This is a genomic window from uncultured Anaerobiospirillum sp. (assembly GCF_902485895.1).
GTDB lineage: Bacteria > Pseudomonadota > Gammaproteobacteria > Enterobacterales > Succinivibrionaceae > Anaerobiospirillum > Anaerobiospirillum succiniciproducens.
Genome location: NZ_CABTML010000117.1, coordinates 1 through 12,694 on the forward strand (window position 1 = coordinate 1; position 12,694 = coordinate 12,694).

The following is a 12,694-nucleotide window of genomic DNA, read 5'->3' on the forward strand; positions in this document are numbered from 1 at the left end:
ATCTTAGTGATGCTATAAGCGCATTGCCTGCTGATGCTAATGATCTTAGTGATGCGATGAGCGCATTGCCTGCTGATGCTAATGATCTTAGTGACGCTATGAGGGCATTGCCTGCTGATGCTAATGATCTTAGTGATGCGATGAGCGCATTGCCAGCAGACGCTAATGATCTTAGTGATGTGATGAGCGCATTGCCTGCAGATGCTTGTTGTATTGAGGGCGGTGAGCAAGTTGCACAGGTGCAGGTCAAGAAGTCACTAGTTAGTACCGATACGGTGGAAGAGCGATCGGAGTGGTCTGATGCGCAGTCCTCGGAAAGAGAGTCTATCAAGCGCCGTAATGGTCCTAAGGCACGTGATAACTTTACTAAGCAAGAGCAGCAGGAGATTCAAGAACGCATAGAGCGTTTAGATGTTCGCATCGACAAAGATGTGTCACTTGAAGCGCTTAAGCAAATGCAAAACGAGTATCGAGCTGATGAGCGTACTGGTATGGTCATCAACCCTCTTACAGGGCAGGCTCGTAACTGGGGCGAGATGGCTGAGTTCTTTGATAGCGATGAGGGATTGTATGCAGATGCTAATCTCTTTTTAAGCTACATTCGTTTTGAAAAGATGTATTCTCTGGCTACCTTTAAGGCTTACAAAGAAGTCCTCTCAAGAGTGATTAACTTGTTAAACAAACAAGTTGATGAAGGTCTGCCAGCAGTTACTTCTTGGGAGGGATTATCAAAGCAGCAGATGCGTAAGATTCAACGTTTGTTTGCAATCAATAGCAATAACACTCGTTATTCAAGTGCGTCTGTAGCTCATTCTATCCACGCTCTATCATCTTTCTTTAAGTTTTTAATTAAAAGAGAGATCATCTCTAGCAATCCTATAGATTTCATTTCCCCTCCGAGAGTAAAAAACGCACTTCCGCGTGTATTATCTATAAATGAAATCGATCGTCTTACTTCAGAGCCGTTAACTACGCCGAATGATATAAGAGATAGAGCAGTTACAGAGCTCTTGTTTTCATCTGGCCTACGTGTCAGTGAGCTTGTTTCTCTAAATCTAGGCGATATCGACTTTGATATGAAAGAAGTACGTGTCACAGGTAAGGGCGATAAAACCCGCATCGTGCCTGTAGGCGAGGTGGCTTTAGATGCTATTCGTAAATACTTAAGCGTTCGTGATGAGTTCAAGCCTATTGAGGATGCTTTGTTCTTAAATCGTTTTGGCTATCGTATTACAACTCGAGCCATTCAATCGCGCTTTAAGAATGCAGCCATCAGAACTGGACTTGAAGGTAAGGTTACGCCGCATAAGTTGCGTCACTCTTTTGCCACTCAGCTTTTAAGTAATGGCGCGGACTTACGTTTAGTCCAAGAGATGCTAGGACACTCATCCTTGGCCGCAACACAGATTTATACCCATATGGATCTAGCAGCCTTAAAAGATGTGGTTGCTGCTGCGCACCCACGTGCCCAACCAAATGACCCTGTGCTTATTGAACAGACCCAAGATATGCTCGAAAACTCAGAAGAGCTACTAAAAGCCCTTGGATCTAGCAAGAAAGATCAGGTAAAGCGTGATCCTGTCATCTAAAAGAGAGAGCGTGTATGTATTCATGTACTATGCTCGCGCTTTAATGATGATGGGGTGTTACTAAAGCATATGATGCTTTAGATGTACGCAGCGTTTTTATGTGCTTAGGTGTTGTTTGGCACTTATCCTAGGCTCTTAGATAGCTATTTTCTTTGCTTCTTTGTCTTTTGAGTGCCACATTTTTTTATAAGGTTGTACAGATCATGCCTACATCATTGCTTGATAGCCTTAATGAACAGCAGCTTGAGATTGCTACTGCCGATCCTTGTGACATGTTTGTGGTTGCAGGTGCTGGTACAGGAAAGACTAAAGTATTGATCTCGCGTGTGGCATATCTTGTTAGTACTCAAGAGTGTAAGCCATGGCAGATCCTGGCGGTAACCTTTACCAACAAGGCTGCTGAGGAGATGCGTACCCGTCTAACGTTGGCCTTAGGCTGGGATGATGACGATGTTAAAAGCCTGGTCGTAACAACCTTCCATGGTCTGTGCAATAAGATCTTGCATCGCCATGCGATTGAGGCGGGACTACCAAGTGAGTTTTCGATTATTACCACCTCAGATCAAAAGACATTACTAAAGCGTATCTACACTCAATATGGCATTAAGAACAATGAGTCTTATGGCGATTTGAAAGATGGTGAGGTTGATCTACGCACAGTACTCAATCGTATCAATCAGGATAAGCAAAAGGACATAAGTCCAGCAATTGATCCAAAAGTACTTAAGGCCGTAAGAGCTTCGCTTGCAGATAACTGGGAATCATATTCTAGTGAAGAGCTCTATCAGATTCTCTTTGCATGTTACTGCCAAGAATGTGAGACCTCTAGCGTCTTAGACTTTAACGATCTGCTCAATCGTACCAAGAAGCTCTTGTTGGAAAACTCAAGCATTAGACAGTATTACACTCGCCGCTTTAAGTACATCTTTATCGACGAGTTTCAGGATACCAATACCATTCAGTATCAGATCGTCATGCTAATTAAGAATCAGTACAACCATTTAATGGTTGTGGGCGATGATGATCAGGGTATTTATGCATGGCGTGGTGCTGATATTGCCAATCTACAGCGTATTGAGCGAGATCTGCCAAATATCAACAAGCATGAGCTGACTATTAACTACCGTTCAACACAAAACATTCTGAACTTTGCAAATGCCATCATTGCCTATAACTCAGATCGTATTATTGAGAAGTTCTTAACTGCACCTGATATTTATAAAGAGCTTTCTAAAGCAGACTTGCAGTTGCTGCTGTCACTCCCAAAAGATAAGGTCATAGAGGCCATTAAGTTTGTCTGTTCTGATGAGACTGGCTCTGTAAAATCTGCAGCTCATGGTGCAATTGTAGAAGACAGTTTTAATGCAGGTAGTGAGTTACTCTCTGATGATGTTGAGGAGCTGGGCGCTTCTAGTGGCATCACTTTTAGAGTAGAGCCGTACAGTGCTGATTACTTTAAACAGTTAGAAAGTGTTGATGGCTATCATGGCGCTCTTGAGCAAATGACACCTTCAATGCGCAAAATGGTTATTGAAGCACTGATCTTTAATCACACCATTTCTGATAACAAGGTAAAAAAACGTATCAAGCATACTTGGCAATTGCAGCAAAAAGATACTCCTGTAGTAAATATCGTAAGGTGCAGTTCTGATGCGGCTTTTGTAAGTCGTGTTCTAGAGATCTTGCAAGCTAAGGGCTATGAGTACAAAGACGTTGCAGTGCTCTATCGCAATAACTCGCTTTCATCTCCGATTGAAAGCATGCTGCTTAATAGTCATATTCCATATCAGATCTATGGTGGCACCAAGTTCTATGAGCGTTCTGAGATTGTCTTAGTGCTCTGTTATTTGCGCCTCATGGTTAATCCAAAGGACGACATTGCCTTTGAGCAGGTCTTAAATGTCCCACGTAGAGGTATGGGTGAGGCTTATCTGCAGAAGATTAAGCTCTATGCTAGAACCTGCGGCTTGTCATGCTATGAAGCTTTGAGTATGGCATTTAGATCAGGCGATCGCTCAACTACCAATGCCTTTAAAAAAGCCATTCCGTTTTATGAGCTGATTGAGTCGTTAAAGAAAAAGATGTACACCACCAAGCTGCCTGATTTAATTAAGCTGGTGATTAGTGAGTCTGGTCTTGATGAGTACTTTATGTCTTTAGATACCAAGGAGCACTCTGCTCGTTTTGGTGTATCTCGTATGGACAATATTGAACAGCTCATTATTAATGCGGAGGCTCTGCAAGAAAAGCCAACTAGCAATCTCAATGAGTTAGCTTTGCGTATTGAGGATGCTCTCATTGGTGATGATGGCACTGAGATCTCAAGCTATGAGGCTTTCTTACAGTCAATTCGCGATGACGATGATGCAGAGCCAGCCCCAGCTGTAGCGGCGATTTACACCGAGGTTAGTGAGAGTAGCGATTCTCAAGATGAGTCTAATGAGTCTGTGTCAGGGTTAACTTCTATCGCTGAGAGTGACGGACTTTTATCTAAGGCTCAAAAATCACCAGTTAAAGCTGTTAAAGCTACAAAAGATCCATTTATGAATATGGATGGTCACAATAAAGATCATGATGGTGATGCTAAAGAGAGTGCAGATCATGCACAAGTACTTAGAGAGCAGAGCAAGATCGTGCTTGACGATGGCACTGAAATTTCGCAGTTTGATTTGCTCTTAAACTTTATATCTGGCGTGGCTTTGATTAGCTCAGCTGAGTCAAATGAAAAGGGTCAAAACGGCGTGGTTGATGACAATTCAGTTAAGCTCATGACGATTCACTCAGCTAAAGGCTTGGAGTTTAAGGCAGTCATTTGTGTTGGCTTTGAGGAAAACATTTTGCCATCACGCTTAAATAAAAATATCGAAGAAGAGCGTCGTTTAGCTTATGTTGCTGTAACACGTGCTAAGCAAGAGTTATTTGTAGGCTATTGTTTACAACGTAGTAGTTACGGTTATCCAGCAGAGAAGGTACATATAAGTCGCTTTATTGAAGAGGCAGTGGGACTTCTCAAGGATATGGGGACTAAGCCTTATGCAATCAAAAAGGTAAACTAGCTTATCTAAGATAGTTGAGCTTATGGCGGCTTTTAATAATGGCGAATACGTTGGCCACTACTTCAAGTAAAAATGATAAAGGCAGCTTGAAGCTGCCTTTATCATATGTGATGAGCACCGTGCGCGACACAATGAGTATTAGAGATCCTTCTTTGGGATCACCATGTCCGCAGGGTTAGCCTCAAAGACGCTACCCCACTCGCATGCATCGTAACAGGCACCGCACTCTACGCAAAGATCTGGGTCGATAGTGTGTTTACCGTCGACGATAATAACAGCATCGCATGGGCAAGCTTCAATGCAAGCATCGCATGCAGTACAAGTATCTTGATCAATGTAGAACATTAGTGTCCCTCTGTAGTGAGTCTAGCGCTCTCAGGTAAAAGTTATCAGCTTATGCCTGATGCGAGTAAGTAATTTGTAATAAATCTTTAGCTAAAGTACGGTATCAAGGCTAAGCTTAACTAAGCAGTACTTAGTGAGATACAAATTAGTATTAGTGCCAAGGCATGAGACTTTGGCAGTCTGATGGCAGTAAACATCCGCAATAGATCATAGGCTTTTGTACGCACTATACAAGTGCTATCAAAACAAGCTTTAGCTTAAAGTATGCGTTCGTCTTATCATAAGATCATGCATACGATTAATGAAGGAAAAGTTATTTTGACAAGAGTCTAGATGGTAATCTGTTAGGATGATGCACACAAAGAGTATGATAGTGGCGCAATTTACACATGATACCACGGTGTAATTTAAGCAAACTTTCTTTGTCTTTACTTGCGACATCATTCCTTATTGTACTTTCGGCCTTAATTGAAGATGTGAGTCATGCAAAATATTCTTGAAAATCTGCAACAGGTACACAATCAAATTAGTTCATCATGTACCTCGTCTGGTCGTGATGTAAGTACGGTAAAACTCTTGTGTGTGAGCAAGACCAAGCCTGAACAAATGATTAAAGAGGCCTATGCCGCAGGTGAGCGTTATTTTGGCGAGTCCTATGCTCTTGAGGCTGCGCAAAAGATAGAGTCTTTAAAATCTCAGGGCTTTAATGACATAATTTGGCATTTTATTGGCCCAATTCAGTCGAATAAAACTAAACACATTGCCGCTCATTTTGATGTGGTAGAAAGTCTTGATCGTATTAAGATTGCTCAGAGACTAAGTGATCAGCGTCCTGATGATTTACCGCCTTTAAAGGTGATGATTCAGGTCAATATTTCTCATGAAGATCAAAAGCAAGGTTGTGATGAACATGAGGTAGAAGAGCTTATCAAAGCCACCTCAGTTTTACCTAAGCTTGAAGTGATAGGATTAATGGGCGTGGCTCGAATTGATGCAGATAAAGATGAGCTAGAGCAATCATTTAATAGCCTTAAAGCTCTGCGCGATAGATTAAGCGCCACATATCCAAATTTAACTGAGCTATCTATGGGTATGACCCAAGATCTGGATGAGGCTATTGCCTGCGGCTCAACCGAGGTGAGGATTGGCTCAGCTATCTTCGGTGCTCGCGAATATCACAAGTAAGGATCGTGCTTGATAAGATGTCATCTTACGCAGAGTACTAATCTTAATTTTTAATTAAATTTGAGTCTAACTTCGGTTGTCTTGCTATAAGAGCAATGTTTGAGTGGAAAGAATGGAACAGCTGAACATCGCCTTTATCGGTGGAGGCAATATGTCCTCCTGTATCTTCAATGGCATTATCGCTACCCGTGGTAACGTCGATAATATTATTGTGAGCGGCCCTCATGTAGAGAAGCTCGAGCACTTTGCTAATAAAGGTGCCACAGTAACTGCCGACAATCTACAGGCCTTAAGAGAATCTAAGATTATCTTCTTAGGCGTAAAGCCACAGATCATGCCTGATGTTTTAGAAGAGATTAAAAATAGTGGTGTTGATTACTCAGACAAGCTGTTCATCTCCATGGCGGCAGGCTTTAAGTTTTCTGCCTTCTTCTCTCGTTTAGGTGCAGTTCGATTAATTCGTATTATGCCTAACACCCCAGCTAAGTTAGGCTTAGGTGTTACCTCAGTTGCCTTAGATAAAGGCGCTACCAAGACTGATGAAGAGTTGTGCTTAGAGCTCTTAAAGGGCCTTGGCAAAACTGTACTTACTGATGAAGAGGGTATTAACAGCCTGGGTGCTTTAGCAGGCTCTGCTCCAGCATTTTTATATCGCTTTATGGAAGCTTTAATTGCAGAGACTCAAAAGAAAGGTTTTTCAGCCGAACAGTCACGTCAGATTATTGAGGCTATGGCCCTTGGCACCGTTCAAATGGTCATCAACAATCAAGATCAAAGTGTATCAGCCTTACGTGAGGCGGTAACTTCTAAAGGTGGTACCACCTTCCAAGGTCTGTCAAAAATGACCGAGTATCATTTTGAAGAGATGATGTCTGAGGTTATTGAAGCCTGTCTACGTCGTACTCGCGAATTTGAAGACATGTTTAAATAAGCTCAAAAGATAAGTAATTTAGCCCTTATTGAGGCGTAAAAATAGATTTCATGATGCCTTGCCATATATGACAGGCATTAAGTTAAGTATTTAGGATTGATTATGTCACTTTCAATGTTTTGGAATCTCATGTACATCGTGACTGCTGTCGTGATGTTATTCCAGTTTAGAGCTTTGCTGCAGAGTTCGTCAGCTAACTACTACCATCCTATGGTGCAGGCTGTTACTAAGCTTACTAACCCATTAGTAAATATCCCTGTATGGCGTCAGGCTCGTATGGGCTCATTTTTCATCGCTGGCTTTATTGTCGCCATGATTATTTCTCTAGCATGGTGGCTGCTCTCTGCTTTACTCTTTGTAAAGCTGCCAATTGTGTATGCTCTTTTTGCTTCTGTCATTCTCTTTATTAAGAGCTTTGGCTATCTTGTGATCTGTTTGCTGTTAGTTCAGGCCCTGTGCTCATGGTTGCCAGCAACTAGAGAGTTTGGTTACACCTTATCTCAGGCAACTGAACCAATCACTAGCCCGGTACAGCGCATCATCCCACCAATTGGCATGATTGATATTTCTTTAATGGTAGTGCTGTTACTCATTTATGGCGCAAACGCACTGATTTACAAGATCTTAGCCTCTGTAAGTCCTGAGCTGTTCTTACTCTGGCGCATGATGTAGCCTCTGTACGAGCCTCTCTTTAAGCCATAGCGTACGCGTCGTTACGCTTAATGCGTTATATACGTCTAATGTATGGCACTTAGAGACATACCAAAGCCTCATGATTTTTAGCTTGAGGCTAGGCAAGAATTTTGATAGTTTTGTCGTTTCTTTGATACAATGACTTGCTATTTTTTCCGCGATGTACAGGGGTTTTGACCTGTATATGTCTTTGTAACGGAGCCCTCAATGACTAAATATTTGGCCCTCGGCGCTTTTGCTTTGTCGTTACTTCTTAGTGCTTGTAGCAGTGGTCCTAATGCTGATGAAGTACCAGATGTATCTCCAGAGAACCTCTATAAAGTAGCCCAGACAACCATGGCCTCTGGTGAGTTTGATACAGCTCGTCGTTACTTAGAAGCAATCGACTCTCGCTACCCATTTGGTGACTTTACCTCTCAGGTACAGCTTGACCTTATTTACGTTTATTACAAGCAACGTGAGAGTGAGCTTGCCTCAGCTCAGGTAGCACGTTTCATCCGCTTAAGCCCAACTCATCCAAACATTGACTATGTTTACTACATGAAGGGCTTAATTGAGATGCAAAAACGCGCCGACATGTTCCAGGATTTCTTAGGCTTAGATCGCTCACAAAAGGATCCTACTGAGTTCATTAACGCGTTTAACACTTTCAGCGAGTTAATCGAGTCCTATCCTGATAGCCTCTATGTTGCAGATGCTCGTCAGCGTATGATTTTCATCAAGCGTGAGTTAGCTAAGCATGAGCTCAATATTGCTCGTTACTACTACTTACGTGGCGCTTATGTTTCTGCTGCTACCCACGGCCGCAATATCGTACATAGCTATCGTAATACTCCAGCTTTAAAAGAAGCTTTAGATATCATGATTAAGAGCTATGACAAGCTCGGCTTAAAGGAAGCTAAGGCCAACACCATTCAGCTGCGTGATGAGACCTTCCCTGAGGGCTATAGACCAAAGTTTATGGCTAACGAGACTCTGCCAGTAGATGCTGCAGGTAATGACATTAAGGGTGTTTACAACTTCGTAGTTGATGCTCCTATGGCAGACCGCATTTACTTCTGGCGTCAGTTCAAGCCAATTAATCGTTTCGAGCGTGATGCTAAGATGCGTGCTGAAGCTTTACGTCAGATTCAAGAAGAAAAGATGGCTAAGATGCAGCGTCAGAACTAATTAAATAGTTCTTTAATCTGAAAAGCGCTTGATGAATTAATTTCATTTAAGCGCTTTTCATCAAGAGTTAAACTCAGCCTTGCAAGGTAGGGGCTTAGCTTGGCTCTTGATTGTGAAAAAGACACCTTTGGTGTAGTTTTAGGCCCGTTAATGCGGGTTTTTTCGTTTTTGTACCATGCAAGTTTTATCTTGTGCATATGAGTTAGCAAAGATTAGTGCTGTTTACAGGCAAGTCATTTAGCTATCTGCATGCAAAGATAGATGCGGCATTTTTATGAGTACCATAAGATGGCAAGTCGTGAGTTCCACTATGATCCACCGTTAATTCCATTTTTGGACATCCTCCATGAGGATAGTGACATCATGGTGGTGAATAAGCCTTCTACAATTTTGTCTGTACCAGGCAAGCTCAAGATCCATCATGACAGTATCATGTCGCGTGTTAAGAGCATGTATGAAGATGCCTTTGCCGTGCATCGCCTCGATTACGGCACCTCAGGTGTGATGGTGGTGGGCCTAAATAAACCTGCCGTATCAGCCTTAGGCAAGCAGTTTATTTCTAGAACGGTAAAGAAGGTCTATGTAGCTTGGGTTGATGGCAAGCTTGAGGGTATTGGAGCGGTAGATCTGCCTTTGATTTTGGACATTAATAACCGTCCTTTCCAAAGCGTTAACTTTGAAGTAGGCAAAAAGGCTCTCACTTACTATGAGGCCATGTACTACGATGAGCAAAAAGATCGCACCTTTGTCCGCCTCTATCCGCAAACCGGTCGCTCCCATCAGCTGCGTGTGCATATGCAGCAGCTAGGACACTCAATCTTAGGCGATCACCTTTACGCTAATGACAGAGTGTTTGAGTGTGTACCACACTTAAACCTCCATGCATGTTTACTAAGCTTTGAGCATCCAAGTACTGGTCAGTTATTACGTTTTGCAGCACCAGCACCTTTTGATATACCTGAGTCTTGTCCTATCGACCTTAACTGGTTAGATGTTGACCTTGAGCCTTTAGTACAAAAGGTTACCAACACCATGCTCAAGCCAACTGATAGCGACGTGAAAAGCTCCGCCTCTGTTCAAGCTCAAGCTAATTGCCAAGCTCAGGCAGTCGCTATTGTTGATGCTCATGAGTAAGCAGCAAGTTTAGAAAATACCAAAAACAAAGGCCCCGACAGCTTAATGTTGTCAGGGCCTTTGTTTTAGGTCATGAGAGTGTCACTGACACTATTATTTGCCAAGGTGGCGTTTGATAAGAGCAAATGCAGCCTGAATATCTTGAGCCTTTTGGGTATACATGCTCACCATTTCAGGGGGCAGACCCTGAGAGGCTAAGCGATCAGGGTGATACTTAAGCATCAGTTTCTTATGGGCTCTTCGGATATCTTCCCATGAAGTATCTTTAGTTACTCCAAGAATCTGATAGGCGTTGTCGAGATCAGAGCTTGAGTGAGACTTGTAGCTGTATGAGTCAGATGATGAGCTGCGTGACTCATCTTGATCGTAGCCATACTTTTCGTAGTTTTCGTAACTATGGTTGCCATAGCTGCTGTAGCTACCATGATTACCCTGACTCTGATAATGACTTTGGCGAGCCTTAGCGTATTCTCTAGAGAAGTTGGCAAACTGCATTTCGGCGATACGGACGCGAATCAATTGCTCCATGTGGTTAAGAGGAATGCCAAATGCCTGAGCTACTTCTAAGAGGCGTTTGTGTTCACCATCCTCAATTACCTGATCTGCCATAGCGATGGATACTTGAATTTCCATTAGGTATGACACGATAGTGCTAGAGCTGTTACCAAATACTGAATAGAGTTTTTGTGCCTCACGATAAAGGTCGAAATTATCTTTCTTACCTAAATTGAAGCTTTCAATAGCTAATGAGCGCATGGTATCATCAAGCTGCATCACCTTCATAAAGTACTCAGCTTGATTGATATGAGATTGATTAATGCGGCCTGCGCCACGGGATACGTAGCCCATCAAACGATAGGTAGTTTTAATCAGGCGCTCACGTGCATACGGATTGATATTAGTGCCGGTAAATGCATTACGTGCTTGTGTATGTCTTTGTACCATTTCGTTGCGTGGCTTATCGTATAAGAAATAGCCAAGGGCAAAGCCGATGAAAAAGCCAACACCGCCAAATAAAAAACCAATCAGACCGCCAATAATACGGCCTTTCCACGAGATAACATTTGAACTCATGAGTAATAAAACCTATTTGATTTCTGACCCAATTTTATGAAATACACAATTGAGGTCATGCCTATCAAGATTAGGCCCAATTAGAAACAATAATCTTTATGCAGGAGCATGAGCGCTTAATATCCTTGCCATCTCCTGAGTATCTATATGTTCCCATGTTTAGGACAGATTAAGCTTAGTAAGCGGCATTTGCCATGATCTAAACTGCATATAGTTAGAACAAAGTGCCGCGCTTTTAAGCATCTAAGCGAACACTTTAAGCTATCTAAGCAAACACTTTTAGCTATCTAAGTTATTACTTTAGCTATTCAGGCTATTAGTTTTATCTTCAAGGTAGGCGTTTAAATCATTAAGACGCTCTACAGTACCTACATCAAACCAACGTGCACTTAGCACTGATGCTGTAATCTGTTTCTCTTCAATCCAGCGATCAAAATAAGGGCGCAATGGCTCACGGCACACTGCTCTACCAGCAAAAGCTTGAGGGTGATACCAGGCAAAACCTGCAAATGTATAGTCAGAGCCGTAAATTAGATCGCCACTGTCTGATAAAGCAAAGTCACCTTTGGCGTTGTGGGCTGGATTGCTGGTCAAAAATAGATGAGCAAGGCGTTGTTGCTTAGCAATTTGTTCTGGGCAAGGCAGCAGAAAATCATATGGGGTATCTAAGAAGATATCTCCATTAATCACGAGAAAAGGTTCTGATCCAAGTAAAGGCAGCGCCTTGATAATGCCTCCAGCAGTTTCAAGACCATCAGCATCCTCAGCACTTACAGAAATCTTCAAGCCAAAAGATGAGCCATCTTGAAGATAGCCAAAGAGTACATCTTTAAGATAGGCTCCATTTACTACAAGATCAGTAATGCCAATTGCTTTGAGTTTATCAAAGTGGTGCTCAAGCAAAGTTTTTCCGCCAGCCTGCACCATAGGCTTAGGTATGGTGGCAGTGATAGGTCGCAAACGTTTGCCTTGTCCTGCTGCTAATATCATGGCACGCATAGTTTATCCTTATCCTTGCTATAACAAGTATCATCATTCTAGCTATGGCATATGCAATAAGCTAGCTTTCAGGTGCGAAAAGCCAATAATCCATTACTTTTAATAAGTGATGATTCTTGAAAGATGATGCACCAGTTTAGATCGTTAACTGTCTTTGTATGTTTAGTTTTTAGATATAGGTGACTAGCTTAACAATTAGAGTTGCTGTATACACACGATACTATGAAGCTGAAATAGACTTAATGCGTGAAAAGTTTTTAGTAAGTGGTTCAGCTATAAGTAGCAACATGCTTTGGTGAGGCTCTGGCCATAGTTGCATGTGGAGATCACGATGTTAAGAAAGTTTGCACTTGGTCTGCTTATGACTGCCTTTGCTTGTGCTGCTGCCAACGCTGCCACATTTAACAAATAGGCGTAATTCTCCACCTATAACTCGAAGAGTTTAGGTGGAGATGTAAGCCTACATCTTACTAACATTACAGCAGTCGATCTTGATTTTCTATATATTCTCTCAAAAC

Annotated in this window: 10 protein-coding genes; 7 read left to right on the forward strand and 3 right to left on the reverse strand. The window is 42.2% G+C overall.

All coding sequences use genetic code 11. The features are described 5' to 3' along the window. On the forward strand, positions 1 to 1,589 hold a 1,589-nt coding region (gene xerA / locus RDO37_RS10130; protein WP_308498996.1), incomplete at its 5' end, for a site-specific tyrosine recombinase/integron integrase. Between the two features lie 203 nt (positions 1,590 to 1,792). Next, complete coding sequence (locus RDO37_RS10135; protein WP_308498997.1) at positions 1,793 to 4,645, forward strand: UvrD-helicase domain-containing protein; 2,853 nt, start codon at positions 1,793 to 1,795, stop codon at positions 4,643 to 4,645. Between the two features lie 138 nt (positions 4,646 to 4,783). Here RDO37_RS10135 and RDO37_RS10140 read toward each other — a convergent pair whose 3' ends face one another. Continuing rightward, a complete protein-coding gene (locus tag RDO37_RS10140) occupies positions 4,784 to 4,990 on the reverse strand; it encodes a DUF362 domain-containing protein (RefSeq protein ID WP_027939527.1) in 207 nt (68 codons plus the stop codon). A gap of 483 nt (positions 4,991 to 5,473) precedes the next feature. Here RDO37_RS10140 and RDO37_RS10145 point away from each other — a divergent pair, with 483 nt between their 5' ends. The 5 genes from RDO37_RS10145 to RDO37_RS10165 all read left to right on the forward strand — a co-directional run bounded on the left by RDO37_RS10145 (position 5,474) and on the right by RDO37_RS10165 (position 10,103). Beyond that, the gene (locus RDO37_RS10145) at positions 5,474 to 6,175 is read left to right on the forward strand and encodes a YggS family pyridoxal phosphate-dependent enzyme (protein ID WP_027939526.1); all 702 of its coding nucleotides are present in this window, start codon (positions 5,474 to 5,476) and stop codon (positions 6,173 to 6,175) included. 112 nt (positions 6,176 to 6,287) lie between these two features. Next, a complete protein-coding gene (gene proC, locus RDO37_RS10150; protein ID WP_273326134.1) occupies positions 6,288 to 7,106 on the forward strand; it encodes a pyrroline-5-carboxylate reductase in 819 nt (272 codons plus the stop codon). Between the two features lie 102 nt (positions 7,107 to 7,208). Then, the gene (locus RDO37_RS10155; protein WP_027939525.1) at positions 7,209 to 7,778 is read left to right on the forward strand and encodes a YggT family protein; all 570 of its coding nucleotides are present in this window, start codon (positions 7,209 to 7,211) and stop codon (positions 7,776 to 7,778) included. Between the two features lie 228 nt (positions 7,779 to 8,006). Next, positions 8,007 to 8,969: an outer membrane protein assembly factor BamD gene (locus RDO37_RS10160; RefSeq protein ID WP_052338932.1), complete on the forward strand. Its 963-nt coding sequence runs from the start codon at positions 8,007 to 8,009 to the stop codon at positions 8,967 to 8,969. A 261-nt stretch (positions 8,970 to 9,230) separates the two neighbouring features. Then, on the forward strand, positions 9,231 to 10,103 hold the full coding sequence (locus tag RDO37_RS10165) for a pseudouridine synthase (RefSeq protein WP_308498998.1): 873 nt from the start codon (positions 9,231 to 9,233) through the stop codon (positions 10,101 to 10,103). 93 nt (positions 10,104 to 10,196) lie between these two features. On the opposite strand, the gene djlA is transcribed toward RDO37_RS10165, so the two are convergent. Both djlA and RDO37_RS10175 read right to left on the reverse strand, forming a co-directional pair. Continuing rightward, entirely contained in the window at positions 10,197 to 11,177 is a 981-nt protein-coding gene (gene djlA / locus RDO37_RS10170) for a co-chaperone DjlA (protein WP_308498999.1), read from the reverse strand. A gap of 300 nt (positions 11,178 to 11,477) precedes the next feature. After that, complete coding sequence (locus RDO37_RS10175) at positions 11,478 to 12,176, reverse strand: nucleotidyltransferase family protein (protein ID WP_308499000.1); 699 nt, start codon at positions 12,174 to 12,176, stop codon at positions 11,478 to 11,480. Positions 12,177 to 12,694 lie beyond the last annotated feature (518 nt).

Coding starts and splice junctions, on each gene's coding strand:
- RDO37_RS10155 (WP_027939525.1), top strand. CDS start 7,209: ATGTCACTTTCAATGTTTTGGAATCTCATGTACATCGTGACTGCTGTC.
- RDO37_RS10165 (WP_308498998.1), top strand. CDS start 9,231: ATGCGGCATTTTTATGAGTACCATAAGATGGCAAGTCGTGAGTTCCAC.
- RDO37_RS10135 (WP_308498997.1), top strand. CDS start 1,793: ATGCCTACATCATTGCTTGATAGCCTTAATGAACAGCAGCTTGAGATT.
- RDO37_RS10140 (WP_027939527.1), bottom strand. CDS start 4,990: ATGTTCTACATTGATCAAGATACTTGTACTGCATGCGATGCTTGCATT.
- RDO37_RS10175 (WP_308499000.1), bottom strand. CDS start 12,176: ATGCGTGCCATGATATTAGCAGCAGGACAAGGCAAACGTTTGCGACCT.
- RDO37_RS10160 (WP_052338932.1), top strand. CDS start 8,007: ATGACTAAATATTTGGCCCTCGGCGCTTTTGCTTTGTCGTTACTTCTT.
- RDO37_RS10145 (WP_027939526.1), top strand. CDS start 5,474: ATGCAAAATATTCTTGAAAATCTGCAACAGGTACACAATCAAATTAGT.
- djlA (WP_308498999.1), bottom strand. CDS start 11,177: ATGAGTTCAAATGTTATCTCGTGGAAAGGCCGTATTATTGGCGGTCTG.
- proC (WP_273326134.1), top strand. CDS start 6,288: ATGGAACAGCTGAACATCGCCTTTATCGGTGGAGGCAATATGTCCTCC.